The sequence below is a fragment of the Dorea amylophila genome, assembly GCF_025567265.1.
In the GTDB taxonomy this organism is placed as follows: domain Bacteria; phylum Bacillota; class Clostridia; order Lachnospirales; family Lachnospiraceae; genus Dorea_A; species Dorea_A amylophila.
This window is the reverse complement of sequence record NZ_JAOQJW010000014.1, coordinates 23,836-50,379: the sequence shown is the minus strand read 5'-3', so window position 1 is coordinate 50,379 and position 26,544 is coordinate 23,836. Positions and strand designations below refer to the sequence as shown.

The 26,544-nt window shown below is 41.7% G+C and carries 29 protein-coding genes; 4 read left to right on the top strand and 25 right to left on the bottom strand.

Annotated elements, in window-relative coordinates; all coding sequences use genetic code 11:
• The 11 genes from OCV72_RS10015 to proC form a co-directional block, all read right to left on the bottom strand.
• Positions 1–937, bottom strand: a 937-nt coding sequence (locus tag OCV72_RS10015; protein ID WP_055283609.1) for a TIGR03943 family putative permease subunit, incomplete at its 3' end; no start/stop codon positions are given.
• Between the two features lie 34 nt (positions 938–971).
• Positions 972–2,090: a CobW family GTP-binding protein gene (locus OCV72_RS10010; RefSeq protein ID WP_055283607.1), complete on the bottom strand. Its 1,119-nt coding sequence runs from the start codon at positions 2,088–2,090 to the stop codon at positions 972–974.
• A gap of 267 nt (positions 2,091–2,357) precedes the next feature.
• On the bottom strand, positions 2,358–4,340 hold the full coding sequence (locus OCV72_RS10005; RefSeq protein ID WP_055283604.1) for a sodium-translocating pyrophosphatase: 1,983 nt from the start codon (positions 4,338–4,340) through the stop codon (positions 2,358–2,360).
• A 149-nt stretch (positions 4,341–4,489) separates the two neighbouring features.
• Entirely contained in the window at positions 4,490–5,230 is a 741-nt protein-coding gene (truA, locus tag OCV72_RS10000) for a tRNA pseudouridine(38-40) synthase TruA (protein WP_055283602.1), read from the bottom strand.
• Between the two features lie 98 nt (positions 5,231–5,328).
• The gene (locus OCV72_RS09995; RefSeq protein WP_028087076.1) at positions 5,329–6,153 is read right to left on the bottom strand and encodes an energy-coupling factor transporter transmembrane component T family protein; all 825 of its coding nucleotides are present in this window, start codon (positions 6,151–6,153) and stop codon (positions 5,329–5,331) included.
• Positions 6,150–7,004 carry an energy-coupling factor transporter ATPase gene (locus OCV72_RS09990; protein WP_055283653.1) on the bottom strand — a complete coding sequence of 285 codons (855 nt, stop codon included), beginning with the start codon at positions 7,002–7,004 and terminating at the stop codon, positions 6,150–6,152. Before OCV72_RS09990 ends, OCV72_RS09995 begins: the two co-directional genes overlap by 4 nt.
• Before the next feature lie 5 nt (positions 7,005–7,009).
• Positions 7,010–7,882: an energy-coupling factor transporter ATPase gene (locus OCV72_RS09985; protein ID WP_055283600.1), complete on the bottom strand. Its 873-nt coding sequence runs from the start codon at positions 7,880–7,882 to the stop codon at positions 7,010–7,012.
• A 128-nt stretch (positions 7,883–8,010) separates the two neighbouring features.
• Entirely contained in the window at positions 8,011–8,529 is a 519-nt protein-coding gene (locus tag OCV72_RS09980; protein WP_028087079.1) for a peptidylprolyl isomerase, read from the bottom strand.
• 121 nt (positions 8,530–8,650) lie between these two features.
• Positions 8,651–10,312, bottom strand: coding sequence for an aryl-sulfate sulfotransferase (locus OCV72_RS09975; protein WP_242859248.1), 1,662 nt, complete (start codon positions 10,310–10,312; stop codon positions 8,651–8,653).
• Positions 10,313–10,400: 88 nt separating this feature from the next.
• Entirely contained in the window at positions 10,401–11,036 is a 636-nt protein-coding gene (locus OCV72_RS09970; protein ID WP_055283597.1) for a hypothetical protein, read from the bottom strand.
• Positions 11,037–11,181: 145 nt separating this feature from the next.
• Positions 11,182–11,976, bottom strand: coding sequence for a pyrroline-5-carboxylate reductase (gene proC / locus OCV72_RS09965; protein WP_055283595.1), 795 nt, complete (start codon positions 11,974–11,976; stop codon positions 11,182–11,184).
• Between the two features lie 292 nt (positions 11,977–12,268).
• Here proC and OCV72_RS09960 point away from each other — a divergent pair, with 292 nt between their 5' ends.
• Positions 12,269–12,910, top strand: coding sequence for a GntR family transcriptional regulator (locus OCV72_RS09960; protein WP_055283593.1), 642 nt, complete (start codon positions 12,269–12,271; stop codon positions 12,908–12,910).
• 51 nt (positions 12,911–12,961) lie between these two features.
• Here the strand turns inward: OCV72_RS09960 and OCV72_RS09955 are convergent, their stop codons facing one another.
• From OCV72_RS09955 to OCV72_RS09945, 3 genes are all read right to left on the bottom strand, one after another.
• Entirely contained in the window at positions 12,962–13,552 is a 591-nt protein-coding gene (locus tag OCV72_RS09955) for a TetR/AcrR family transcriptional regulator (RefSeq protein WP_055283591.1), read from the bottom strand.
• A 97-nt stretch (positions 13,553–13,649) separates the two neighbouring features.
• Positions 13,650–13,922: an acylphosphatase gene (locus tag OCV72_RS09950; RefSeq protein ID WP_028087526.1), complete on the bottom strand. Its 273-nt coding sequence runs from the start codon at positions 13,920–13,922 to the stop codon at positions 13,650–13,652.
• A gap of 120 nt (positions 13,923–14,042) precedes the next feature.
• Positions 14,043–14,585 carry an HD domain-containing protein gene (locus OCV72_RS09945; protein ID WP_055283588.1) on the bottom strand — a complete coding sequence of 181 codons (543 nt, stop codon included), beginning with the start codon at positions 14,583–14,585 and terminating at the stop codon, positions 14,043–14,045.
• A gap of 154 nt (positions 14,586–14,739) precedes the next feature.
• On the opposite strand from OCV72_RS09945, the gene ymfI reads away from it, so the two are divergent.
• Entirely contained in the window at positions 14,740–15,474 is a 735-nt protein-coding gene (gene ymfI, locus OCV72_RS09940; protein WP_055283586.1) for an elongation factor P 5-aminopentanone reductase, read from the top strand.
• Positions 15,475–15,578: 104 nt separating this feature from the next.
• Here the strand turns inward: ymfI and OCV72_RS09935 are convergent, their stop codons facing one another.
• From OCV72_RS09935 to OCV72_RS09910, 6 genes are all read right to left on the bottom strand, one after another.
• Positions 15,579–16,331 (bottom strand): exodeoxyribonuclease III, encoded by a 753-nt coding sequence (locus tag OCV72_RS09935; RefSeq protein WP_055283584.1) that lies wholly within the window; start codon positions 16,329–16,331, stop codon positions 15,579–15,581.
• An 87-nt stretch (positions 16,332–16,418) separates the two neighbouring features.
• Positions 16,419–17,153, bottom strand: coding sequence for a tRNA pseudouridine(38-40) synthase TruA (gene truA, locus OCV72_RS09930; RefSeq protein ID WP_028087522.1), 735 nt, complete (start codon positions 17,151–17,153; stop codon positions 16,419–16,421).
• A gap of 205 nt (positions 17,154–17,358) precedes the next feature.
• Positions 17,359–17,808: a transcriptional regulator NrdR gene (gene nrdR / locus OCV72_RS09925; RefSeq protein ID WP_055283649.1), complete on the bottom strand. Its 450-nt coding sequence runs from the start codon at positions 17,806–17,808 to the stop codon at positions 17,359–17,361.
• Positions 17,809–17,900: 92 nt separating this feature from the next.
• Positions 17,901–18,140 (bottom strand): PRC-barrel domain-containing protein, encoded by a 240-nt coding sequence (locus OCV72_RS09920; protein ID WP_055283647.1) that lies wholly within the window; start codon positions 18,138–18,140, stop codon positions 17,901–17,903.
• Positions 18,141–18,349: 209 nt separating this feature from the next.
• Positions 18,350–19,279, bottom strand: coding sequence for a carbamate kinase (gene arcC, locus OCV72_RS09915; protein ID WP_055283581.1), 930 nt, complete (start codon positions 19,277–19,279; stop codon positions 18,350–18,352).
• 91 nt (positions 19,280–19,370) lie between these two features.
• Complete coding sequence (locus OCV72_RS09910) at positions 19,371–20,000, bottom strand: HAD family hydrolase (protein ID WP_028087518.1); 630 nt, start codon at positions 19,998–20,000, stop codon at positions 19,371–19,373.
• 244 nt (positions 20,001–20,244) lie between these two features.
• On the opposite strand from OCV72_RS09910, the gene dapB reads away from it, so the two are divergent.
• Entirely contained in the window at positions 20,245–21,042 is a 798-nt protein-coding gene (dapB, locus tag OCV72_RS09905; RefSeq protein WP_055283579.1) for a 4-hydroxy-tetrahydrodipicolinate reductase, read from the top strand.
• Positions 21,043–21,096: 54 nt separating this feature from the next.
• Here dapB and trxA read toward each other — a convergent pair whose 3' ends face one another.
• From trxA to OCV72_RS09890, 3 genes are all read right to left on the bottom strand, one after another.
• Positions 21,097–21,405, bottom strand: a complete 309-nt coding sequence (gene trxA, locus OCV72_RS09900; protein ID WP_055283577.1) for a thioredoxin — start codon at positions 21,403–21,405, stop codon at positions 21,097–21,099.
• A 106-nt stretch (positions 21,406–21,511) separates the two neighbouring features.
• The gene (locus OCV72_RS09895; RefSeq protein WP_055283575.1) at positions 21,512–22,417 is read right to left on the bottom strand and encodes an aldose 1-epimerase family protein; all 906 of its coding nucleotides are present in this window, start codon (positions 22,415–22,417) and stop codon (positions 21,512–21,514) included.
• A gap of 20 nt (positions 22,418–22,437) precedes the next feature.
• Positions 22,438–22,914: an NUDIX hydrolase gene (locus OCV72_RS09890; RefSeq protein WP_028087514.1), complete on the bottom strand. Its 477-nt coding sequence runs from the start codon at positions 22,912–22,914 to the stop codon at positions 22,438–22,440.
• Positions 22,915–23,055: 141 nt separating this feature from the next.
• Here OCV72_RS09890 and OCV72_RS09885 point away from each other — a divergent pair, with 141 nt between their 5' ends.
• Positions 23,056–23,949, top strand: a complete 894-nt coding sequence (locus tag OCV72_RS09885; RefSeq protein WP_055283573.1) for an RluA family pseudouridine synthase — start codon at positions 23,056–23,058, stop codon at positions 23,947–23,949.
• Between the two features lie 73 nt (positions 23,950–24,022).
• On the opposite strand, the gene OCV72_RS09880 is transcribed toward OCV72_RS09885, so the two are convergent.
• Positions 24,023–25,420 carry an alanine/glycine:cation symporter family protein gene (locus OCV72_RS09880; protein ID WP_055283571.1) on the bottom strand — a complete coding sequence of 466 codons (1,398 nt, stop codon included), beginning with the start codon at positions 25,418–25,420 and terminating at the stop codon, positions 24,023–24,025.
• A gap of 132 nt (positions 25,421–25,552) precedes the next feature.
• Positions 25,553–26,542 carry a nucleotidyltransferase family protein gene (locus OCV72_RS09875; RefSeq protein WP_055283569.1) on the bottom strand — a complete coding sequence of 330 codons (990 nt, stop codon included), beginning with the start codon at positions 26,540–26,542 and terminating at the stop codon, positions 25,553–25,555.
• Between the last annotated feature and the right edge of the window lie 2 nt (positions 26,543–26,544).

Here is a 26,544-nt window from a genome sequence, read left to right as displayed (position 1 = left end):
CTAAATACACAACCTTATCTTCCGGCTCTGCGGCTGGTTCCATATCGATCAGATACAATACCGGCTGTTTGTTTCCAAAGGAACTTACTGCCTCGTACTCGAATCTTGCACGAATCTGCATCCAGGATTTTGTCTTTGCATCAATTTTCATTTCTGCCTTACATGGATATCCGTAATAACGTACATCGTCCGCACAGCAGGTCATGATCTCTCTGACCGGAACGAACATATTGTCCGGCATCCCCTTTGGTCGAAAGATCTGTCCTTTAAAATCAATCTCTTTATGAAGATATAATTCCGGATGATCATATGCATCCACATACCATACTCCAAAGTCAACATCGTCCAGCACAATCTTATCACCTTTTACGTCATATGGAAGATCTTCTTCAGACGGTTCTATGATCTTACCCTGCATATCTTCAAAAAGGAGCTGTGCCATCGGGTTCTGCACTTTCAGTGCCCGTCTGAATCCTGATCTGTTAACGCCGTCTGCACAGCGGTTTACAACGATCAGTTCTGATTCTGTCAGCTGTTCCATCAGCATATTTCTCATATTCATCAGATACATATCCAATGTCATACCATTAACGGTTGAATATACGCCCTGCAGCTCGAAGCTTCTTGGATATCTGATCGAAAGCAGATCTTCCAGTTTCCACATCCCGTTATATTCAATAACGATCTGTGCCGGATGATAATTTCTTTCACAGTTTTTGAAAAATACAGTGTTCAGCTGTTCGAATTCTTCGATTTTCAGAACTGCCATATTCTTTTCTTTCAAATATTCTTCCGGATACTCTTCTTCTCCTTCTTCACAGAGAAGCAGCAGTGTAAGTCCCGGTTCAATCCATTCCTGTTCCATCAGGGTATCTTTTATCATGGTTGTTTTACCACTGTCTAAGAATCCCGTGACGATAAACATAGGTGTTGCCATACCCGCACCTCTTTCCTTTTTTCTATTTCCTGTCTTATACGTGGAATAACTTCAGAAGTTCTTCTTCCTTCAGATCTGTTCCGATTACGCAGATGCGTCCTGTATAATCCGGCTGACCTTCTCTTACTTCGTATTCTTCCGGTACTAAATCAAACTGTTTCCATCCTCCATCTGTCATCTGAATGATACCTTTTGAACGAAGGATTGTTCCATACGAAGTGGTCTCCGACAACGCTTTCAGCAGATAATCCAATTCTTCTTCTGTATATTTATGAACAGTCTCTTTGCCCCAGCTTGTAAACACATCATCTGCATGATGATGGTGGTGATGATCGTGATCGTGTCCACAGCAGCGATCGTGATCATGGTCATGATGATCGTGGTCATGATGATCGTGATTGCAGTGATCATGATGGTCGTGATCGCAGTGATCATGATCGTGGTGATCATGGTCACAATGGTCGTGATCGTGATCATGATGGTCATGATGATCGTGGTCACAATGGTCGTGATCATGATCGTGATCTTCATGATCTTCAAACAGGCTCTCAATCTCAGCACCCTTTGTCAGTGCATGACTGATTGCCTCTTTGCCAAGCTCATCCCATGGTGTAGAGATGATCGTTGCTTCTGCATTTTCTTCACGAAGTGTGTGTACGCATTCTTCTACTTTTTCATCTGTCATCATCTGTGTACGGCTTACTACGATTGTTGACGCATGCTCTACCTGATCTTTGAAGAATTCTCCAAAGTTCTTCATGTACATTTTTGCCTTTTTACCATCTACAACTGTGATTCTTCCGTCAATTTCAATGTCCGCATCTTTTTCTACAGCTTCAATTGCTCTTGCTACGTCAGATAATTTTCCAACTCCTGATGGCTCAATGATTACACGGTCCGGATGATACTCATCTAATACTTTTACCAGAGCTTTGCTGAAGTCACCAACCAGTGTACAGCAGATGCATCCTGAGTTCATCTCTGTAATCTCGATTCCTGCATCTTTCAGGAATCCTCCATCAATACCAATCTCACCAAATTCATTTTCAATCAGTACAAGTTTCTCTCCTGCCCATACGTCGCTGAGCAGCTTTTTGATAAATGTAGTTTTTCCTGCTCCGAGGAATCCTGAAATAATATCTACTTTTGTCATGTTTATTGCCTCTTTTCTATCTATTTTCAAAATTAATAAAAGTCCCGACACATATATTATCACAAACAGCGGGTGGTTGCCAGTCCCCCAATTCTAATATTTTTCTCAACTTTTTATAAATCACCCGCAAACTCTGCTGCCTGCTGCTCATTATAGATATTTGGATTGCAGACAATTTCTTCTTGTACACATAGTTGCGTAAAAAAACGATATCTGTACCGGATGGTACAGATATCGTCTGCTTTTTATGATTATTCTAAAATGTTCTTATAATAATCCGCCAATTGACAGGAACAATGGTGCAAATACCAGTGATACAACTGTCATCAGTTTGATCAGGATGTTGATAGATGGTCCTGATGTATCTTTGAACGGATCACCTACGGTGTCTCCAACTACAGCTGCTTTATGAGCCTCGCTTCCTTTTCCACCGTGGTTTCCATCTTCAATGTATTTCTTAGCATTATCCCATGCTCCACCTGCATTAGACATGAAGATTGCCATCATAACACCTGTTACAAGTGCTCCTGCAAGAAGTCCGCCAAGCGCAGAAGGTCCAAGAAGGATTCCCACTACCAGTGGTGCAAGCACTGCCATAACACCAGGAACCAGCATTTCTTTTAATGCTGCTGTTGTTGAGATTGCAACGCATGACTTGTAATCTGGTTTTTCTGTACCCTTCATGATTCCAGGCATTGTCTTGAACTGACGTCTTACTTCTTCGATCATCTGGTATGCTGCTCTTGATACAGATGACATTGTCATAGCTGAGAATAAGAATGGAAGCATTCCACCGATCAGCATTCCGATGATTACACGTGAGTCAAGGATATCAATTGTCTTCAGATGTACTGCCTCTGCATAAGATACAAACAGGGCAAGCGCTGTCAGGGCTGCAGATCCGATAGCGAAACCTTTACCCATAGCCGCTGTTGTGTTACCAACGGCATCCAGTTTGTCAGTGATCTGACGAACATGTGGATCCAGCTCAGACATCTCTGCAATACCCCCGGCATTGTCCGCAATTGGTCCATAAGCATCTACAGCTACTGTAATAGCGGTAGTAGAAAGCATTCCTACAGCAGCAAGTGCGATACCGTAAAGTCCGCATGTCTGGTATGCAACAAAGATACCGACACAGATCAGAAGAATCGGAATTGCTGTAGACTTCATACCTACTGCAAGACCACTGATGATGGTTGTTGCAGATCCCGTCTCTGACTGTTCTGCAATTTCTTTCACTGATTTGTAGTCTCCGGATGTATATACTTCTGTGATGATACCGATCAGAAGTCCCACGATCAGACCGGCTACGATAGCAATCGCTGCTTTAAAATCTCCAAAGAATACTTTACTGAATACGCAAGATACGATCAGTACCAATACACTTGCTACATAAGAACCTGTCTTTAATGCTTTATGTGGATTGGAATTCTCGTCACCCTTTACAAAAAATGTTCCGAGGATAGAAGCTACAAGTCCAAGTCCTGCGATCAGGAGTGGGAAGATAGCTCCCTCAGCTTTATAATATACGATTCCAAGTGTCAGTGCCGATACAAGTGCGCCTACATAAGACTCAAAAAGGTCTGCTCCCATACCTGCAACATCACCTACGTTATCACCTACATTATCGGCGATAACAGCCGGGTTACGCGGATCATCTTCCGGAATACCTGCTTCTACCTTACCAACAAGATCGGCTCCTACATCGGCAGCTTTTGTGTAGATACCACCACCAACACGTGCAAACAGAGCAATGGAAGAAGCTCCTAAACTAAAGCCTGTAATAATATCAACATTTTTAGTCAGGATGTAAATGATGCTGACACCAAATACACCAAAACCGGCTACACACATACCCATTACAGCTCCACCGGAGAATGCAATCGAGAGTGCTTTGTTCATTCCTTTTTCTTTTGCTGCATTCGCAGTTCTTACATTTGCCTTTGTAGCAACTTTCATCCCGCAGAAACCTGCAAGCGTTGAGAATAAAGCTCCTACTACAAAGCATACAGCAGTAATCCAGTTACCGATTCCGAATCCGATGAGTACGAATAATACCGCAACGAAAATAACCAGAATCTTGTACTCTGCCGTCAGAAATGCCTGCGCACCATCACTGATCGCTGTGGCGATTTCTTTCATTCTGTCGTTTCCGGCATCCTGTCTTCCTACTCTTGCTGCCAGATAAGCTGCAAAGAGCAGTCCAAGGATTCCAAATACCGGAACGAGATACAATAACATTTCCATAATTTTTCTCCTTCCGTCCGGCTTTCTCAACTTTATGCCGGACAGATGTATTTTAACATATTCTTGTCTTTTTATGGCGTTTTTTTTTATTTTTGTATGTTATTCCGATTTTTTTCTGTATATTGTCCAAAATACCGACTATTCATTGATTATTTATAATCTATTTTTACCAATACCAGTCCGTTTGGCAATGCTGTGGCCCCTTCTGAAGTATGGACTTTGGCTTCCAGAATCTCTTTTACTTTTTCTGGAGTATAGAACCCTCTGCCGACCCGAATCAGGACACCTGCGATAATGCGGACCATGTTGTACAAAAATCCATTTCCTGTGATTCTCAGCACAATCTCATCATCTTTTTTTTCAATCGTCAGATCATATACTGTTCTCACTGTATCCTGTGTATTGGTTCGGATATTACAAAAACTCACAAAATCATGCGCTCCGATCAGATATTTGGCTCCTTCTCTCATTGCACCGATATCCAGCGGAAACGATACAAATGTACAATATCGTGTCTTTAATGGATTCGGCATCTGTGCATTGTAAATATGGTACTCATATGTTTTAGAAATATTATCCTGATATCTCGGATGCCAGTCAAGCGGCACTTCATCTGACTTTACTACCACAATATCTTCCGGAAGCCTCTGATTTAATGCATAGGAAAATCTTTCCGGCGGAATCGGAGATTCTGTATCAAATACTGCCACATTGCCAAGCGCATGCACTCCGGAATCCGTACGGCTTGCCCCGATAACCCGGATGTCTTCTCTGGTAAGTCTGTTTAACGCTTTATTCAGTTTTTCTTCTATTGTAATTCCATTCGGCTGGATCTGCCAGCCGCAGTAATTCGTCCCGTCATATGCTACAAAGATTCTGATTCTTCTCATGATATTTTTCTTTCCTTTCACGTGATCATATCCCGGAATAAATCAGGGACGGAGTTTTTCCCCGTCCCATTTTCTGATGCATAACTGTCACTTATCCTCTAAAATATCCATATATGCAGTGGTACAAATCTTCCGATTAAAACAACGAGAACCACATACGCAATTACAGTAATATAAGCTATTCTGTCTTTCCTGCAGTATTTTAACGGCTTCATCTTCGTACGTCCCTCACCACCATGGTAACATCTTGCCTCCATTGCCATCGCCAGATCATTCGCTCTCCGGAACGCAGACACAAACAAAGGAACCAAAATCGGAATCATACTCTTTGCTTTCTGGATCATATTGCCGCTTTCCAGATCGGCACCTCTTGCGATCTGCGCTTTCATGATCTTATCCGTCTCTTCCAGAAGGATCGGGATGAAGCGGAGTGCGATTGACATAATCATTGCAATCTCATGTACTGGAACACGAATCTTGTTCAGTGGTCCGAGTAATTCTTCAATTCCATCTGTCAGTTCATTCGGGGTCGTTGTAAATGTCATAAGTGACGAACCGATGATCAGATAGATCAGCCGAATTGCCATATATACCGCTGTCCTGAGACCGCCTTCTGTGATCGTGAAAATCCATGCATGGAACAACACTGCTCCATCCCTCGTCAGAAATAAGTTGAACAACACCGTGATCATCAAAAGCATGATGACCGGTTTTAACCCTCTTACAATAAAAGAAAACGGTACTTTTGATATCCTGATAACAAGGATCAGAAACAACGTCGTCATCACGTATCCCGGAATACTGTTGAATAAAAACAGTGAGATCAGGTAGAGCAGCGTTCCCACCAGCTTTACTCTTGGATCCAATCTGTGTAACACACTCTTTGCCGGATAATATTGTCCGATTGTTATATCTCTTATCATATCTTCTTCTCCAGTGCCCGCATAATCTCATCTGTTGCTTCTTTCACAGTCGTCACATTTACCTTTACTGGTAAACCTTTTTCTTTCAGGTCGTGCATGATATATGTTACCTGCGGAGCTGCAAGGCCAATCTTCTCCAACTCCTGATAATGCGCAAACACCTCTTTCGGTGTGCCATTATACATCACTGCCCCCTTGTTCATCACAACGATCCGATCCGCATATCTCGCAATGTCTTCCATGCTATGCGACACCAGAATCACTGTCATATCGCTCTGCTTATGAAGATATGCGATCTGATCCAGAATATCATCTCTGCCCTTCGGATCAAGCCCCGCCGTCGGCTCATCAAGAACCAGGACCTTGGGATGCATTGCCAGAACTCCGGCAATCGCTACTCTTCGTTTCTGTCCGCCCGAGAGCTCAAATGGAGAAGATTTATAATATTTTTCTTTTAACCCTACCAGTTTCAATGCCTCTAGCGCACGCTTTTCACACTCTTCTTTGCTCAGTCCCTGATTCTTCGGACCAAAACACACATCTGTCAGTACATCGATCTCGAACAACTGGTACTCCGGATACTGAAATACCAGTCCGACCTGATTACGGAGTGCACGCATATCATACCCATTTTGGTAAATGTTTTCTCCATTATAATATAATGCACCATCTGTTGCCTTTACCAGGCCGTTCAAATGTTGGATCAGTGTCGACTTTCCTGATCCAGTATGCCCGATGATCCCCACAAATTCTCCATGTGGGATTTCCAGACAAATGTCTCTGAGTGCATGTTTTTCATATGCAGTCCCGGGACTGTATATATAATTCAAATGTTCTATCTTAATTGCAATGTCTGTCATTTCTTCTCACCATTTTCACTTGTCAAACGTTCCACTGCCTCTACCAGTTCTTCTTTTCTCAGAATCCCTTTCGGAATATCCAGTCCGCATTTTCTGAGTTCATCTGCCAGAATCGTCACTTGCGGCACATCCAGCCGGTAACTCTTTAATTCATCTACTTTGGAGAATATCTCTTTCGGTGAGCCTTCCATCACGACTTTTCCGTGATCCATCACGAATATCTTATCTGCATCTACTACTTCTTCCATATAATGTGTGATCAGTATCACAGTGACCTTCTTCTGCTTTCTGAGTTTATGAACCGTCTTTAAGACTTCTCTCCTTCCAACCGGGTCAAGCATTGCAGTCGGCTCATCCATAACGATACATTTCGGTTCCATTGCCACGACACCGGCGATTGCTACTCTCTGTTTTTGTCCTCCGGAAAGCTTATTCGGAGAATGATGCCGGTATTCGATCATCCCAACAGCTTTCAGACTTTCTTCCACCCGCTGCCAGATCTCATCCGTCGGAACGCCCAGGTTCTCCGGACCAAACCCCACATCTTCTTCTACTACAGTGCCAATGATCTGATTGTCCGGATTCTGAAATACCATTCCCGCCGACTGTCTTACATTCCAAAGTTCATCCGGATTACTCGTATTCTTTCCATTCACCCATACGGAACCTTCTGTTGGCATCAGAATTGCATTCAGATGCTTGGCAAGAGTTGATTTTCCGGAACCATTATGTCCGAGAATCGCTATAAACTGTCCTTCTTTTGCTTCAATATCTACTTCATCAATGGCACGCGATGTTCCAATCACATTGCCTTCTTCATCACGTTTTTCATATTCATATACCAATTTTTCTGTCTGGATCATTTCCATCTGTCGTTTTCCTCCGCGTCATATGTGTTGGAAATTTACATACAGCGATCAGACGTATCTGATCGCTGTATGCCTGATTGCTATGATTCTGCCATCTTATACCTGTACGGTTACTATCTGCCGCCGTTTTATGCTTTCTCCGGTTCCGGATACTCTGTTCCCATTGTATCAACAGTTACCTTCTTCATCTTCTGTTCATCCAATGGTCTGTCGCTGTAATCTGTATCTGTCTCAGCGATCTTATTCACAATATCCATGCCTTCGATGATCTTACCAAATGCAGCATATGAGCCATCCAGATGTGGTGCTGCTTTATGCATGATAAAGAACTGTGAACCTGCTGAATCCGGATGCATTGCCCTTGCCATAGAAAGCACTCCTTCTGTATGTGCAAGTTCATTTGCAAAACCATTCTGAGCAAATTCTCCTTTGATCGAATATCCCGGGCCGCCCATTCCTGTTCCGTCCGGGCATCCGCCCTGTATCATGAATCCATTAATAACACGGTGGAAGATCAGTCCGTCATAATACCCTTTTTTCACCAAGGAAACAAAATTATTTACCGTATTCGGTGCAACTTCCGGATACAGTTCTGCTTTCATAATATCTCCGTTTTCCATCTCAATTGTAACGATTGGATTTGCCATTCTATTTTCCCCTTTTCTTTCTTAATTCAACTACTTTTTCAAAAAGCGCCGGCAAAAACCGACGCTTTCATTTTAGCGGATAAATCGTTATCCGTAAAGACTTCCATATGATTTTTATGGATTATTCACTTTTTCCAAAATAATATCCTTCAAAATTATACTTGAATACACGGTAAATGAATTCTTCATAATCCATCTTATATGTTGCGATTGCCTTATGATCCGCATCATATTCCGTAAACGTTCCTTTCAATCCGGAATCTACAAGCACGTGATCCCCAATATCCTGTGCGCTGCTGACGTATCCAGAATATGGAACCTTAAATGAATCCACAAGTTCAAATGTTCCTTCATTTTCGTCTACCAGATATTTATAATATTTGGAATTCTTTCCGTCCACTGCCGAACTGGTCTTAAGTCCGATGGAAGACCAGTCATAATCCGGTCTTGTCTCGCTGATTCCGATATTATTATTAAACATATACAGATAATACTGCCCGTCTGCAAGGCTTTCATCCGTCTCATATGTAATCGTATGCTGACCGCCCTGAATGATAAAATCGCCTTTTTTATTCAGCACACAACTTACGTAGGATGTATCTTCCCAGAAATCCTTCTCACCGATCATGTAAGCAATCGACGGTTCATCATAAAGGTTGTCCACTTTAATGATCGTAGACGTCTCTCTGGAGCTTAACAGCACTGATCCATTTCCCATGTACTGGATCGTATTAATATGCATCCAGTCCAGCTCATCCGAGGAATTCTTCACGCAGGTCTTCTTATAATCACCAAACAGGTCTCCCAGATCCAGTACCTCTGTCACTTCACCTGAATTCACATCCAGCTTCAACACGATATCCTCCACACTGTCCTGTGTGGTATCCGTTGCCAGGATCAGCATATTGCCATTTTCATCAAACACATAATCATGATGCAGACTGTAATCACCAAGATTGTACACCTTTGTCACCTGTCCGAGACGGTTCACCTGTGCCATCTTCTTCTCGGAAATACTGTAATACATGGAGTTATCATCAAAGAGCAGCCTTTGGCTTCTGTAACCCAGAAGCGGCACCTCACCTCTTAGAACTCCGCTGTTATCATAATAATACATGAAATCCATAGAACTGCTGTCATTACCTAATATCACATAAAGTCCGTCTTCCAGTTGATCCGCACTCTGTTTTATATCGGTATCAAGCTGTACCTTTTCCTCTCCGTACAGGCTTCCCATTTCGTATACGATTTCCTTTGTATTGGTAGATCCATCTTCGTTTGTCACATAAAAGGTAATTGTATTCTCCGTATCCGGGATCAGGCCAATCACCTGGAATTCATGTTCTGTCTGATATTCCTCATCCTGATATACATCTCTGCTGAAATCAGAAATGCTATCGTCTTTTACATGGATCGTATAGGATACCTTTACCGCTGCATCCGTTTTAAAATATACATACAGCGACTGTGTATTGGTTCCAAATGGATTATATTCGATCAGCATATTGCTCAGATTATAATCCTGTGACTCTTTCTTGTTCTCTAATGCATCCGCAACTTTTTCCTGCTCTTCCGCATTATAGGTCTGCTTGATTTTTTCGTAGATCTTTTTCTGCTCTGTATTCATTACATTTTTTTCGTTATCCGTTTCCTTCTGTTCTTGTTTTCCATCTGATTCCAAAGTGTTCTCTGTTTTGGTTGTGTTATCTGCTTTTGTGCACGCTGTCATTCCTATCGCAAGTATCATAGCTAACATTCCTGCAGTCATGATTCGCTTTTTCACTTTTTCTCTCCCACCTTTTCTTTTATTTTTTTACGATTATGAATAATTATAATTCAAAAATGTGTAAAAAATATGAAACTTGGTCATTTTAATTCTTTTTCTGCTCTTTTATCTCATAAATTACGATTCCCCCTTTTTCTTCACACCCGGTTTTCCACAGATCTTTCAGGTTCAAACGGACTTTTTCCCCATAAGTAGCCACATCAATCCATGTTTCATGCTTCTCTTTTTCATATCCGACCACCAGGAACCAGTGCCAGATAAAATCTTTGTATTTTTCAGTGTTCAAATGACGGAGCATCAGATATGGAACCGGAAGTTCTTTATCAATCTGTCCGCATATAATACGTTCTGCCTCGTCTGCATCTCCTGTTCCGTCGAATTTTTCCATATGGATCTGGTAATCTGTTCCACATCTTTTATTCACGTCTGAAATATATTTTTCCAATCCCCCGATGTACCACTCAGGCTTTTTCACTCCCTGAACTCTCGGCCGTATATACGGCTTCATAAGCTGGCTGAATTTTTTATAGGCTTCTTTATCCATCTGTTCCAGATCAAATGGATATAGTTCTTTCATTCCTTTGTATTTTGCCAGATAGATGCAGCTGTCACAGGCCGTTGCTGCCCCGCATCCTCCGACATTCATAACAATATTGGTAAACCAGTCCTGATTTCCGCCAAATTCTCCATCAATCATAAAATAATCCAGTTCTTTTTTCATCTTTTATTCACCTGTCCTGTTTTCTTCTAAATGTTATTCTAACACAATTCTTCCCAAATACGAATAGACAACACAAAAAGCAGGAACTACAACTTCTCTGTAATTCCTGCTCCGTATAGATATTTTTATTATTTAAATATATTGATTATAAACTTCTAGACATCTCTTCGCAGACTTTCATTGCTTCAATGATAGAACTTCTGAATCCAAGTTCTTCTAATGTACGAACAGCTTCAATTGTTGTTCCTGCCGGTGAGCAAACCATATCTTTTAATTCTCCAGGATGTTTTCCTGTATCCAGAACCATCTTTGCGCTTCCGAGAACTGCCTGTGCAGCAAACTGATAAGCCTGTTTTCTTGGCATTCCGCCTGAAACTGCTGCGTCTGCCATAGCTTCGATCAGCATGAATACATATGCCGGTGAGCTTCCGCTTACTGCTGTCACAACATCCATCAGACGCTCCGGAACGATCTCTGCGCGGCTGAAGCTTTCCAAAAGACTCTTTACATATGCAATCTCATCTTCTGTAAGTTGCTCATTCGGGCAAACGGCTGTCATACCTTCTCCAACCATAGCCGGTGTGTTAGGCATTGTACGGACAATCTTTACTTCTTTTCCAAACTGTTCTGCAAGCCATGCAAGTGTCTTACCAGGTGCAATTGTAATGATAATCTGGTTGTCTGTTACTACATCTTTGATATCTGCAATTACGCTTGCATAGAACTGAGGTTTTACAGAGAGGATAATTGTCTCTGCTTTTGAAGCAACTTCTTTATTATCTGCTGTTACATTGATTCCATATTCTTTCTGCGCTCTTTCTCTTCCAGGTGCAAAAAGATCTGCTCCGATGATCTCTTCTGCCGGAATTACATTATTCTTAATAATTCCCCCCATAATTGCTGATGCCATGTTACCTGTACCAATAAATCCTAATTTCATCCTTAATTACCTTCCTTTTCCAATATGATATTGTCTTATTAATTGTTCCAGCGCATGAATGATGATTTATGATTTGTAATGGATATTCTTCATGTGCTATTTGTATACGTTTTTTTAATTTGTATACAAATCATTTCTACTGTGACTATAACACTCCTTTTCAAAAAAGTCAACACATAACCTTGAATTTTCTTTAAAAACACGTTATAATTTGTATACAAATATAAAAGATGTATACTTTTATCTTCACATTCATTTTTTCTGGGACGTATACCAAAAGGGGGAATCCGACATGGCAGAAAAGAGTCCGTCTCTTGCCACACAGGCTTATGAGACGATCAAAGAAAATATTATGAATCTTACCTATCCTCCGGGCATGGTTCTCACCGAAGCCATGCTCACCAAAGAACTGGGGATGAGCCGCAGCCCGGTCCGTACTGCGATCCAGATGCTGCAGGTCGAAGGGCTGATCGTTTCTGATTATTATAAATCTATGACGGTGAAAGAAATTACAGAGAAAGATATCAATGAAATCTATCAGTTAAGAGAATTATTAGAGGGCCCGGCTTTTCACCTTATCTTTACGTCAGGCCGGTATGAGGAATATTCTTATCGCATAGAGGAAAAGATCGTGCGCATGTGCGCCGTTGCCGGTGATCTGTACGAATGGGAAATTGCGGATACCGCAATGCATATGGAGATTATCAGTATTCTGGATAATGAACGGATTAACCGGATCTATGAAAATAATCTGTCTGAGCTCATCCGTATCGGACAATATTCCATCCGTAACGGAATGGGAATTCCAAAGACAAATGAAAATCTCAAGAAAATGGTTGCATATATGCGGAAAGGAAATTATGAAAAGGCGTTTGAAATACTGAAAAATGATCATTTCGGTACCGGACGCAACACTGCTTTGAAAATGCATTGATCTACAGAATAAGAACCTGCCATTGGCAGGTTCTGTGTATTTATTATCTTTTTATCTTTTAAAATGTTCCAGCATGACCGGCATACATTTTTTCGAATACTCTCTCAGTGAATACTCTCCCTTATTCAGACACCAGTCTGAAACCAGCGCCCTTTCGCACATGGAATAATATCTGACCAGATCGCTCACCGAGACTTCATCCGATATCTCGCCACGCTTTTGTCCTTCATCGATCACACTGCTGATCAGCTTATAATATGTCCGGTTCTGATCCAGCAATGATCTGTGTCCCTGTGCCACAAGCTGTGTAGAATACAGAGATGCCAGAAGATCAATGTTGATCTTTTCTTCTATCATAGAATGTGCTTCATAATTCAGATACAGTAACTTATCATAACTGTTCATATCCGGATCCATTTTCTCTTTCAATATTTCATAATTATCATCCAGGATCATAGACAATGTATTCAGAAGCTCGTCCTTTGTATTAAAGTAATAATAGAAAGAACCCTTGGATGTTCCGGACAGATCAATGATATCATCCACCGTTGTTCCATTATATCCTTTTTCATAAAACAGCTGCCACGCCGCAGCTACAATTCTTCCTTTTACGCTCTTTTGATTTTCAGTTTCTATCGTCATTTTTCTTCTCCTCGTCCACCCTCATCTTGAATACTTCCAGTATAACATATGTATCTTTCAAGTGTATATACCGAATCACTTTTCCCGTCCTGTAAACTTAATATTTCACTTCAAAACTGCTTTCCGTTTCTGTTTCCTTCTCTTCTGTATCAATCCAGTCAATCTGGATAAACTGATTCCTGTTCAGTCCTTTCATCAGTTCGAAGATCATTGCCTCTCTTCCCTGTACTTCCATCACTACGGTTCCGTCATATTCATTTTTCACCCATCCGGTCAGATTCATTGATCTTGCCAGATATTTGGCAGTATAACGAAAACCTACTCCCTGCACTCTTCCGTGAAATATCATGTGTTTTCTTACATCAGCCATCTCATCTTCTCCTAAACTATTAGAAACACGCTCTGCTCGTTGTTCGCGTAAATAAGAATCAGGGTACTGCTTTTGCACAACACCCTGGATATCTTCTGCTATATGATCTGTCTTTATGATTCATTCCTGTTCAAAAATCTTATTCACCAGTCTGGTATATTCTTCATAAGCCTCTACACCTTCAAACGACTCCTTCAATGCATCCCGGATCCCAATATAATACCAGCCGATAATCCCTTTGTCCTTCATTCTGAAACGGTTCCACAATTCTTCTCCGTATACCGGATAATCTCTGTCAATATCCCTCATATTCGAAAGTTTGTCTGCAAGTCCTACCATCTGCACTTCTTTTGGTGCAGTACGGATATGCTCGATCGTTGCTGATTTCCGTTCCATCCATGTCTTGGATTTGTCTTCGCTTTCCTGTGCCACAATTCCCGCTACCCGTTCTGAAAATTCTTCTGCCAGAAGCTCTCTTGATACTCCTGCACAATCTTCTATTGTATCATGAAGAACCGCTGCACTGATGATCTCCTTGTCCTTCGTCATCGTTGAGACAATATCTCCCACTTCGATCGGATGCACAATATATGGTCTGCTTGTCCCTTTCCTGAACTGTCCTGCATGTGCTCTCGTGGCAAATTCAATTGCCTTATTAATCATAATGGTACCTCTCTTTTATCACGTCTGGCTTTTGGAACCAATCTTCTACGGTCCGACTGGTTATTGTTATATAAATAATATCACCTAACACTTTAAATGACAATGATTTCAGTATATAATAGAAGAAAAGTTAATTGATCAGGGGAGAAAAATTATGGAACAAAAGACTATTTTAATTACAGGGGCTTCCCGGGGTATCGGGAAAAGCATTGCTTTACGATTTGCATCGCGCGGATATCACACATTTTTAAATTGTTCTTCTTCTGTAGATGAACTGAAAAAGCTCCGCGCCTATATCCGCAAAAAATACCACACACCTTGCACGATCGTTGTCGGGGATGTCGGCAATCCTGACCATGTAAGAGCCATATATAACCGTATCTATCATGACTGTTCACACCTTGATGTTCTTGTGAACAATGCCGGAATTTCTCATATCAATCTCTTATCCGATATGACAGATGAAGACTGGAATCATATTATTCAGACCAATCTTTCTTCTGTATTTTATTGTTGCCGGCAGGCCATCCCTCCGATGGTATCAAAGCGTTCCGGTAAGATCATCAACATTTCTTCAATGTGGGGTCTCTCGGGTGCTTCCTGCGAAGTTGCATACTCCGCATCCAAATCCGGTATCAACGGATTCACAAAAGCTCTGGCGAAAGAACTCGCACCAAGTAATGTCCAGGTGAATGCAATTGCATGCGGTGTCATCGATACTTCTATGAACGATCAGCTCACACCGGAAGAACGAAAAGCCCTGGAAGATGAAATTCCTGCCGGACGTTACGGAACTCCTAAGGAAATTGCCCAGATGGTATGGAATATTGTACATGCTCCGGAATATATGACCGGACAGATCATCGGGGTTGACGGAGGCTTTTTATAAAACTCTTTATCTTTTTAAATATGTGGAGCTGCCGCAAAAACAGATTGTTTATCTACTTTTGCGGCAGCTCCATATATTTTCCATATGATTATAACACTGTCGGATTACTCTATATCAAGTTCTACCGGACAATGATCCGATCCCATGATCTCCGTGTGAATGACTGCATCTTTCAAACGTGGCTGCAGGCTCTCTGATACACAGAAATAATCAATACGCCACCCTGCATTCTTCTTTCTTGCGCTGAATCTGTAGGACCACCATGAGTATATTCCTTCCTTTTCCGGATAGAAGTAGCGGAACGTATCAATAAATCCCGCATTTAAAAGATCTGTAAATTTCCCACGTTCTTCATCTGTGAATCCTGCATTTTTACGGTTTGTCTTTGGGTTCTTCAAGTCTATTTCTTTGTGTGCTACATTTAAATCCCCACAAAAAATGACCGGTTTCTTCTTTTCCAATTCTTTTAGATAAGTAAGGAATGCATCTTCCCACTGCATTCTGTAATCCAGTCTTGCAAGCTCACTCTGTGAATTCGGTGTATACACGGTAATGAAATAGAATTCCTCAAATTCCAGCGTGATCACCCGGCCCTCTTTGTCATGTTCTTCGATTCCCAGACCATAACTTACTGATACCGGTTCTTTCTTTGTAAAAATCCCGGTACCCGAATATCCCTTCTTCTCTGCATAATTCCAATACTGATGATATCCGGGCATATCCAGTTCTAACTGTCCTGCCTGCATCTTTGATTCTTGAATACAGAAAATATCTGCATCTAATTCATTAAAAACATCCATAAATCCCTTCTGTACACACGCACGGATTCCATTGACGTTCCACGATATAAACTTCATATATTCCTCCCGGCTTTTTCCTGTCCTTTTTTTGCGGACAGTACTTTTACTTTTTCTGACATATATCCTATCTGTTTTATTCTATTCTTAATAATATACTTTTCTTAAGAATAATCCCCTTGCCGGAGCCAAAAATCCTGCAAGGCTTCTGTCCTCTGCCGCAATTACGACCGGAAGCATAGACGCATCCCTCTTGCCTGCACCTATCTCCAGAAGCGTTCCCGTCAGGATTCTTACCATGTGATATAGGAAACCGGTACCATAATAAGTAATTCTTACCTTTTCCCCGCTCCTGACGATCTTAATATTCGTAATCTTCCGAACCGGATCTTTACATTCCTTGTCATCTGTAAAGCTGGTAAAGTTCTTCGGTCCGATCAGATATCTAGTCGCATCACGCATTGCTTCGATATCCAGTTTTTCTGGATAATGATAACAATATCTTCTTGAAAATACATCCGGCTTTTCACGGCAGTCGATGTAATATTCATATTTCTTACCTTTCGCACTTTTTCGCGCATGGAATCCATTCTTTGCCAGTTCTACTTTCACAATACGGATATCTTCCGGAAGATATCTGTTCAGCGAATCTTTCAGTTCTTTCGTATCGTACAACTTAGACAGTTTCACACTTGCGACCTGCCCACGCGCATGTACACCTGCATCTGTTCTTCCTGATCCATCTATATGCACACGGTATCCGACTAATTTACCAATACTCCACTCCAGAATATACTGTATCGTATTGTCTGTTGTGGCCTGTCTCTGCCATCCCTGATACCTGCTTCCGTCATAGGAAATAGTTAACTTATATGTTCTCATATTATTTCACCCAATCTATTCTAACAAGCTATTTTAAATACACATCTATTTATAACAAATCTGATTCTCTTTTGAAAAAGGGAGAAGCAAATACTTTTGCTTCTCCCATATATTTTATCACTTTATTGCTTTATAAGCAATTCCTTCTTCATCCAATATTCATTATTCAGTCTGACAGATTCTGCATTCCCATTCCATATCGAATTTATTTTAATATCTTTTTTAATTCGTCCATAAATGTACTGACATCCTTAAATTCTCTGTAAACGGATGCGAAACGAACATAAGCAACCTCATCGAGTATTTTTAATTCATCCATAACAGCCTCACCGATCGCACTGCTCGGAATCTCTTTTTCTTCCATGCTAAATACTTTTGTTTCTATTCTGTCGACAACTTTCTGGATATCTGCCGTTGCAACAGGTCGTTTATAACAGGCACGAACCACGCCGTTCTCTACTTTCCGGCGGTCATACTGTTCTCTGGTATTGTCCTTCTTTATTACTGTCAGCGGAATTGTCTCTACTTTTTCATATGTAGTAAAACGTTTCCCACATATATCACAAGAACGGCGGCGTCTGATACAGCTTCCGTCTTCCGCCGGTCTGGAATCAATCACTCTTGTATCCGGATTATTACAATATGGGCATTTCATCTGATTCGTTCCTTTCTGTCCTTTATAGCAGTTCAAATACAGTATATCTTTTTCAAAAAGAGAAGTCAAACACATTTCCGCCCTATTTTTTGTTATTTTTCCTCATGTATCTCTACCAGAATTAAATCAGGGCCGATTCTTTTGATGCAGGAAAATGGTATGATATACTCTGTTCCATCTCCAAAAAAGTTACACCATTTCCCACCTTCCGGGACTACAAGTGCTTCAATACAGCCTTTGCAGTCATCAATGATCAGGTCATCGATATATCCAAGCTTCTTGCAGTCGCAGCAATTGATCACTTCTTTTTTGGACAGTTCGCACAGCCGGATTTTGGACATCTGTTTTCCACCTCCCTGTCGGACACAGCATAACTTATCCACATTGTAGAGTTCCTGTTCCTTATACTATATGCACCTGCTCCTTATTCTGATTGTCTGTTAAAATACAAAAAAACCCGCACATTCACAGCTTTCACTATGTCTGTGCAGGTTTTTATCCTGCTTTTGAAGACAGCCGATTCTTCTGATCTTGTAACTTTTTATCTGATCAGTGTACCTGTCTTTCCTTTGAGTGCTTCATCCAGCTTATCAAAAGATGTGATCAATGCACTTCTTCCTTCTCTCTTTTCAAGAAATTCTACAGCTGCTCTGAACTTCGGATACATGTTATATTTTCCGAAATGTCCTTCTTCCATATAGGCTTTTGCCTGATCAACACTGATCTCTCTCAGTTCTTCTTCCTCCGGTCTGTCCATGTTGATCTTAACTTTTTCAACACTTGTAAGAATGATGAGTGAATCCGCATCTGTCTCTTCTGCCATCTTTCCGGCTGTCAGATCTTTTTCGATTACTGCACTTGCACCTTTCAGACGGTGATCCTGCTCTAATACCGGAATTCCGCCTCCACCACATGCAATGACAACCTGATCTGCATCCAGCAATGCTTTGATCGCATCAATCTCTACGATGCTGACCGGATTCGGAGCTGCAACGATACGGCGGAATCCTTTGCCAGGTTCTTCTACAACATAGTTTCCCTTCTTGCGTTCTGCACTTGCTTCTTCTACATCCATATAACGGCCAAGTACCTTGGTCGGTGTATAAAATGCTTCATCGTACGGATCAACGATCACTTGTGTCAGGATCGTGCTGACTGTTCTGTAGATTCCACGATCCATTAATTCTTCGCGGATTGCATTCTGAAGGTCGTATCCGATATATCCCTGACTCATGGCAGAACATACCGACATTGGGGCTGCCGTGTAATCTTCATGCTCTTTTGCGAATTCATTCATTGCAGTATGGATCATACCGACCTGTGGCGCATTACTGTGTGTGACCGCAACCTGATATCCCTTTTCAATCAGATCACCGATTACTTTTGCGGTCTTCTTAACTGCTTCTTTCTGTTCTGGTAATGTCGTACCAAGTGCTCTGTGTCCTAATGCAACTACAACTCTTTTTTTCATAATCTATACCTCTGCTTTTCTAGTATTTTTTCAACGAAATAATATAAGAGAATTATAGTATTTTTGCATATAAAATGCAATATTTTTCTGATTATAGTCTGTCAAAATCTATATTCTGCAGTTCTGTAAATGCACGGATCGACGGATATTCTCCTTCCACTTCTCCAAACCCATATGACGCAAAGATCATCGGTACTTCTGCTTCCTTACATGCATTGGCATCCCCCTGGGTGTCTCCTACATACACTGCTTCATCCAGTCCGTTTCTTTCCATAATGATACGGATATTTTCACCCTTTAACCTGCCTGTATAAGCCGGACATGTAAAATCTTTGAAATACCCGCCCAGTCCGGAATTCTTAAGAAACGCTTCGATATATCCATCCTGACAGTTACTAACTATATACAGTGGATATTTTTTACTCAGTGCTTTGATTGTCTCCGGTACACCATTATAGATCACACATGGACCAACCGCTACCAGTTCATTTTCATATGCCATCATCTTACCTAGAAGTTCCATCCTGTCTTTTTCCGGCATTTCCGGGAAGAGACTTTCTGCAATCGCATCCATCGGCTTTCCAAATTCTTTCTGCAGCCCTTCTGCGGTTAAGATCTCGTGGCCTTCCATCTCATCCTGCAATACTTTATTCCATGCAACCGCAACTTCCCTTGTCGAATCCCACAAAGTTCCGTCTACGTCAAATATAATTCCTTTCATTCGTGCCTCCATTATCTTTTTTCATAATCACTTTTTCATAGTATACTATTTTCATACCTTTCCTACAAGAGCAGACTCTTATGGAGCTTTCTCCTGAATTCTTTTTTATTTATACAATGTTTCCTGCCGTTTTCAGATTTCTTCATATCCACAGGATAATTGCTGTGTTATACTGGTCTTAGTTTATAGCAGTTCCGGATATACCGCTATAAAAATACGACCGGACTGCGAAAGGAGAATGGATATGAAAGTTATTGTAATCGGACCCAGAGGGAAAATGGGAAAATTAATCACACAGGTCGCTGCCAGCCGTGATGATATGGAACTCGTCGCCGGGATAGCACCAAAAGGACGTGACTACGTAGGAAAGGATCTCGGAACTGTCGCAATGACAGGATCGGAACTCGGCGTTCCTGTAACAGATGATCTGGCAGGCGTGATCGACTCCTGTGATGTCATCATTGATTTTTCAACAAAAGAAATGGCTATGGAGGTCCTGGATCTTGCCATCGCACATAAGAAAGCACTGGTATGCGGTTCTACCGGATTCTCCGCCGAAGAGATGCAACGATTTGAGGATGCCGGAAAGCAGATCCCAATGCTTTATGCCGCCAATACTTCTAAGCTTGTCAATATCATGAACAAGCTTCTGGAACTCGTAACCACAACATTAAAAGATGAGATTGATATCGAGATTCTGGAAATGCATGATCAGTGGAAGAAAGATGCTCCAAGCGGAACTTCCAAAGAAATGGGTGAAATCATGGCGCATGCTCTCGGCAAAGAATTAAGCAACATTGCCGTCTACGGACGCGAGGGAGAATCCCCACGTGAACCTGGAACAATCGGCTATCATTCTCTCCGTGCAGGTAATATTCCAAGCAGCCATACGGTATTCTTCGGAGGCATGGGAGAACGTCTTGAGATCACACATCATTCCTATAACTGGGAATGCTTTGCGAGAGGTGCCTGTGACTGTGCAGCTTATCTTGACGGGAAGGCTCCTGGATTCTATTCTATTAAGGATGTACTCGGACTTTAATACTTTTATATATACATAAAGCGGCTTCACCATCCGGTGAAACCGCTTTATAGATTATCCAATAAGTCCTTCAACTTCTTCTTTAGACATCACACCCATGTCTCTCTTTACAACTTCTCCTTCTTTAAACACAAGGAATGTCGGGATAGACATTACACGGTACTGTCTTGCAAGCTCTGGTTCCTGATCTACATCAAGCTTGCATACTTTGATATCTGCGCGCTCTTCTGCAATCTCTTCCACCAGCGGTCCCATTGTCTGGCATGGCCCGCACCACGTTGCCCAGAAATCTACCAGTACCGGCACTTTTGATTCTAATACTTCTTCCTTGAAGTTGTCTTTTGACAAATGTACAATTGCCATATCTATTTCCTCTCTTTCGTAATGACTGTTATCATGTAACTACATGCTTATTATAACCGATTCCCCAAAGTTATCCATATATATTCTATAAAATATTCTGAAAAAATTATTCAACAACGATTCTATAGGATGCCTCAAATTCCTCTCCTGCTGCCAGTGTATTTTCCCAGTCTCTGTCTTTTAATTCTCCCTCAAATATCTCACTGTCACAGCGTCCATACCATGGTTCAATACATACAAACGGTGCCTGTTTTTTCGGCGGTGACCAGATTCCGACTAACGGTGCATCAAACTCCACTGCCAGATATTCCTTCTTCTGTGGATCCATTAGTACTACTTTCTGAATCTGGTGGTCTTCGATCACCAGTGCATCTCCGTCAAAGAGATGTTCATCCATCGGAAGGCATCCGTCTGTCAGCTTATATTCTTTTTTCTGCGTCGTAACGACACCACCTTCTCCAAATACGGTATTCACCAATGCTTCCGGTACTTTTCCCTGTCCATTACGGAATCCCAGACAATACTCAGACTGTTTCTCACCTTCATGAAGCGGACAGAAGAATGCAGGATGTGCACCAATTGCAAAATGCATCTCCTTATCATTTATATTCTTAACTTTCCACATCACACTGACCGAAGCATCTTCCAGTCTATATCCTATCTCCAGATGAAAGTGAAATGGATATACTTTATATGTCTCTTCTGTATCTTCCAGTGCAAACCATACTTCATCTGCGCTCTGGCTTACCAGTGAAAACTCCATGTCTCTGGCAAATCCATGCTGATTCATCGGATATTCTTTCCCCTCATATCTGTAAACTTTATTCTTTACTCCTCCTACAAATGGAAATAATACCGGTGATGTACGTCCCCAGTATTTCGCATCTGCATTCCAGAGGTATTCCTGATCTGTTGCTTTCTTCCTCAATGACCGGAGTTCCGCTCCGTGATAATTCACAATAACTTCGATCTGATCATTTTCCAATTTAATCTGTTCTGTATTTTTCTGCATATTCCGATTCTTCCCTTTCTTTATTTTTTTATCTCTTTCCCGTTCAACACCGCCGATATCAGACCGTCATGTCCGTCATAGACCAGCTTCAGCGAAAAGAACGGTACTTTCTCAGCGAGCAACCGGAGGAAGATCTTGTCCCCTTCCCAGATGTGTAAAGATTCAATCTTATCGATATCCACCCATTCCAGTTCACCTTCGTCACATGCAATCGGTTCTCCTTCGAATCCATCTGCAGTGAATAAATGCATGTATTCCGTCACACCATTTCCAGATACAAATGTAACGATTCCACAGAACCGATAGGACGTCAATGTATATCCTGTCTCTTCTTTTACTTCTCTTAAAATGCATTCTTCCGGACTTTCATCTGCCTCAAAATGTCCGCCGACACCAATCCATTTGTCTTTATTTACATCATTCTTCTTTACCGTACGGTGAAGCATCAGATATTTTCCGTCTTTTTCGATATAACATAATGTACTGAGCCCTGTCACACTTTTCTCCTTTCCCTTACATATCATCCACTTCAGCCTTTCTTATATATTCTGCCTTTATTTTCTTACATGGATTATGATATGATAGATATCTACAATCATATGTATTATCATTATACGCTATATCACAGGAGAATTGCAATGAACCGTACGATACAATATACAATTACAGAAAAAGACAGTGGACTGCGCATCGAACAGTTTTTAAGACGCAGAGGGTATTCCGGACAGAATCTTGCTGAAATCAAACGCATGCCCAAAAGTATTCTTGTCAATGGCGTACATTATTATATGCGCCAGATACTGACTGCCGGAGATATCCTTCAGGTTATCATCTGCGAGACAAAAAATTCTGAAAAGATCCCGCCGGTTGAGATTCCACTGGACATCATTTATGAAGACGAGGACATCATCGTAATCAACAAACCTGCCGGTATGCCGATTCATCCGTCCATGAACAATTATTATAATTCCCTTGCCAATGCGCTCGCATGGTATTATCAGGAACAAGGAAAACCTTTCATCTTCCGTTGCTGTAACCGTCTGGACCGGGACACTTCCGGTCTGACTGTTGTATCCAAACATCTGATCAGCGGAAGTATTCTTTCTACTATGACCAAGAACCGCGAAGTGCACCGGGAATATCTTGCCATAGTAAAGGGCAGTGTCACACCTGCGGCCGGAACCATCTGTGCTCCGCTTGCCAGAAAAGAAGGCACCATCATCGAACGCACGGTTGATTTTGAACACGGTGAAGAAGCCATCACACATTACCGACTTGTAAAAGAAGCCAACGGACACAGTCTGGTCTCTCTGAAGCTTGAGACCGGCCGGACACATCAGATCCGCATCCATATGAAATATCTGGGTTTCCCACTGATTGGAGATTACTTGTATAACCCGGATATGGAACACATGAGCAGACAGGCACTGCATTCCCATCATATGGAATTTGCCCATCCGATTACCGGAGAATGGATGTCATTTACAGCTCCGCTGCCTGCAGATATGGCAAATATTATGACAGATAAATGATAATAAAAAAGAGCACTATGATATGCCGCATTTTTATTTCAACGGTATATCTGCTGCTCTTTTTTAATCTTTATCATGATTTCTTATTCTTTTTTGACGCTTCATACACTTTCAATTCATCCAGTGCCTGTCCACCCATCAGATACAGTGCTCCGATATTGAAAATGGTCATCAGCCCGATTCCGACATCTCCCAGATCCCATACAAATGTATAGGTTGCAATTCCACCGATGAACAGCATCACAAGTGCGAGCACTTTATATGCTGTCTGCCAACACCATTTATCACCAAACAGATAAGCCACATTACTTCTTGCATAGAAGAGGATTCCCAGGAATGTCGAGAAACTGAACAGGAATAAAGTTACTGCAATGAAGATCACTCCAAATTCTCCCAGATGATACTTCATCGCTGTCTGTAAAAGATCCATTCCTTCTTTTCCTGCCACCAGTTTTTCCGGTGCCAGAAGCATGATCATGGCCGTACAGCTGCAGATCACAATCGTATCTATAAATACCCCAAGTGCCTGTGTAAATCCTGCCTTTACCGGTTTGTCACATTCTGCTGCCGCTGCCGCACATGGTGCGGAACCGGATCCGGCTTCATTTGAAAACAGTCCGCGCTTTACTCCATTCATCAACACTGCTCCGAATCCACCCGCTACTACCTGACGGGCTCCGAATGCCTCCTGGATAATCCTTACAAATACTCCAGGAAGACTTCCGATATTCGTTACGATGATGAAGATTGTAATAAAGAAATAACATACCGCCATAAACGGAACCATCAGATCCAGCACTTTCACTGTGGCATTTTTACGAAGTACAATGACAGCCGCAAGGATTACCAGCACAATCGTCGTGTAAAGCGGCGGAATCGAAAATGCATTTTCAAAAGAAGCGGCCACCGAATTACTGATCACCTGGCTGATCCCACACCAGCAGATCAGTCCGGAAACAGCAAATAACACCGATACCAATACATGTTTTTTCTTTTTTCCTGTCCTGCCTTCTATATAATCATGGATATAATATGCCGGACCTCCGCGGAATCCACCATACAGGGGATCTCTTTCTTTATGAATCTGTGCAAGCGTTGCCTCTATGAATGCAGTTGACGATCCGATCAGTGCCGTCACCCACATCCAGAAGACAGCTCCTGCGCCTCCGGCCGATACTGCCGCAACCACACCTACCAGATTACCCATACCGACACGGGTTGCCGTTGATACGATCAATGTCTGGAAAGTAGACAGACTGTTCTTATCATCCTTTTTACCGGTCAATGCCACCACCATATCCGGGAACAGGCGGATGGGAAGTCCCCTTGTGCGGATCGTAAAGTAGATTCCCGCCGGGATCAGCAGGATGATCAGCAATGAAATCCCGACACTTCCGCCGCCCGGAAGCGGTATCTGTAACAAATCTCCCCACAAAAAGCCATATATCCGTTCTATCAAATTAACTATCATAGTATAAATATCCTTTCAAAATCTCAGGACTTTAAAGCACTACACTTTAAAGCCCTGAATCATATCATACTATATTCTGCTTTGTATTGCAAATTCAAACTGTATTTTCATCACTTTTTCTGCGATTCTTCTCTAATCGATCAGATCATTCTGAAATCTGGACAAGTGCTCATACGGCAGGATCAGACGTCCCCGGTAAAGTCCACATCCATCATTGATCAGACTGTTATTAACCGCAGAGAACATATTCACATCCAGTTCTGCAAGATCCAGATTCAGCAGTTTCATTCCTCTCTCATAGGCCTCATCAAAATACTGACATTCACCCTCCGGGACTGCGTCTCTCCTTGCCCTGTCATGCTCCTGCTCTTTCTCATATCCAATATGATTCGCCGTACCGATCTCTGCCACATCATCCATCATTTTTGTCCTGAGCTGTACCTCCATATAACACCTGGAGCTGTTATCATAGAAGGTGATATGAAGAGACTGATAATTATTCAGGCTGCTGCTGCAGATATAATCTCTGTAATATGGTTTCACCGACTCGTTCAGAAGCGGGGATGTACTCTCCTTAATCCCCATAGCCGGTTCCGCACTGAATCCCTGTTCCTCCAGGAAACCAGGAAGGGCATTTGCAATCTGATATAGATATTTCCGTTCCTGTTCTTCCCTGTCCTCTTCACTGTTCAGATGACATCTCGGAACAGAAATAATGATCCTGTAAGCAATTAAATCTCTAAAGCAACGCAATCGTTTCTTTAGTTCTGCCACACTTGGATACTCCCCATATTCCTCATAATAATCATAGATGAATTCCACAATATATCCGTTGAATTTCTCTTCTGCACGGATCAGAGACTTGATTCTTCCCTTGAAAGTAAATGCCATAAACGGATATTCCTGTGCCATGTATTTGTAGAATTCTCTCATCTTCTGCGACTGGGCTGTCAGGAAGTCATTATGTTCCAGTAATTCCTGAATCTGTAAAAGAAAATTACAATGAATCATGTCAATTTCATTTCCTGTCATTTTGGCATCTTTTCTCAGGTCTTTGATGTAATTATGAAGAATCCGGAGTACTGTATCTCCTGAATAGAGATAATCATTTAATGATACCATGT

Excerpts from the sequence above, each read along its gene's own strand:
- OCV72_RS09970 (WP_055283597.1), bottom strand. The coding sequence starts at position 11,036 with ATGAAAAAAGAACTGGATTATTTTATGATTGATGGAGAATTTGGCGGA.
- OCV72_RS09895 (WP_055283575.1), bottom strand. The coding sequence starts at position 22,417 with ATGCAGAAAAATACAGAACAGATTAAATTGGAAAATGATCAGATCGAA.
- OCV72_RS09880 (WP_055283571.1), bottom strand. The coding sequence starts at position 25,420 with ATGATAGTTAATTTGATAGAACGGATATATGGCTTTTTGTGGGGAGAT.
- OCV72_RS10010 (WP_055283607.1), bottom strand. The coding sequence starts at position 2,090 with ATGACAAAAGTAGATATTATTTCAGGATTCCTCGGAGCAGGAAAAACT.
- OCV72_RS09885 (WP_055283573.1), top strand. The coding sequence starts at position 23,056 with ATGAACCGTACGATACAATATACAATTACAGAAAAAGACAGTGGACTG.
- proC (WP_055283595.1), bottom strand. The coding sequence starts at position 11,976 with ATGAAATTAGGATTTATTGGTACAGGTAACATGGCATCAGCAATTATG.
- OCV72_RS09955 (WP_055283591.1), bottom strand. The coding sequence starts at position 13,552 with ATGACGATAGAAACTGAAAATCAAAAGAGCGTAAAAGGAAGAATTGTA.
- ymfI (WP_055283586.1), top strand. The coding sequence starts at position 14,740 with ATGGAACAAAAGACTATTTTAATTACAGGGGCTTCCCGGGGTATCGGG.
- arcC (WP_055283581.1), bottom strand. The coding sequence starts at position 19,279 with ATGAAAAAAAGAGTTGTAGTTGCATTAGGACACAGAGCACTTGGTACG.
- OCV72_RS09875 (WP_055283569.1), bottom strand. The coding sequence starts at position 26,542 with ATGGTATCATTAAATGATTATCTCTATTCAGGAGATACAGTACTCCGG.
- OCV72_RS09980 (WP_028087079.1), bottom strand. The coding sequence starts at position 8,529 with ATGGCAAATCCAATCGTTACAATTGAGATGGAAAACGGAGATATTATG.
- OCV72_RS09950 (WP_028087526.1), bottom strand. The coding sequence starts at position 13,922 with ATGGCTGATGTAAGAAAACACATGATATTTCACGGAAGAGTGCAGGGA.
- OCV72_RS09945 (WP_055283588.1), bottom strand. The coding sequence starts at position 14,585 with ATGATTAATAAGGCAATTGAATTTGCCACGAGAGCACATGCAGGACAG.
- OCV72_RS10005 (WP_055283604.1), bottom strand. The coding sequence starts at position 4,340 with ATGGAAATGTTATTGTATCTCGTTCCGGTATTTGGAATCCTTGGACTG.
- truA (WP_055283602.1), bottom strand. The coding sequence starts at position 5,230 with ATGAGAAGAATCAGAATCTTTGTAGCATATGACGGGACGAATTACTGC.
- truA (WP_028087522.1), bottom strand. The coding sequence starts at position 17,153 with ATGAGAACATATAAGTTAACTATTTCCTATGACGGAAGCAGGTATCAG.
- OCV72_RS09935 (WP_055283584.1), bottom strand. The coding sequence starts at position 16,331 with ATGAAGTTTATATCGTGGAACGTCAATGGAATCCGTGCGTGTGTACAG.
- OCV72_RS09960 (WP_055283593.1), top strand. The coding sequence starts at position 12,269 with ATGGCAGAAAAGAGTCCGTCTCTTGCCACACAGGCTTATGAGACGATC.
- OCV72_RS09995 (WP_028087076.1), bottom strand. The coding sequence starts at position 6,153 with ATGATAAGAGATATAACAATCGGACAATATTATCCGGCAAAGAGTGTG.
- dapB (WP_055283579.1), top strand. The coding sequence starts at position 20,245 with ATGAAAGTTATTGTAATCGGACCCAGAGGGAAAATGGGAAAATTAATC.
- nrdR (WP_055283649.1), bottom strand. The coding sequence starts at position 17,808 with ATGAAATGCCCATATTGTAATAATCCGGATACAAGAGTGATTGATTCC.
- OCV72_RS09985 (WP_055283600.1), bottom strand. The coding sequence starts at position 7,882 with ATGGAAATGATCCAGACAGAAAAATTGGTATATGAATATGAAAAACGT.
- trxA (WP_055283577.1), bottom strand. The coding sequence starts at position 21,405 with ATGGCAATTGTACATTTGTCAAAAGACAACTTCAAGGAAGAAGTATTA.
- OCV72_RS09910 (WP_028087518.1), bottom strand. The coding sequence starts at position 20,000 with ATGAAAGGAATTATATTTGACGTAGACGGAACTTTGTGGGATTCGACA.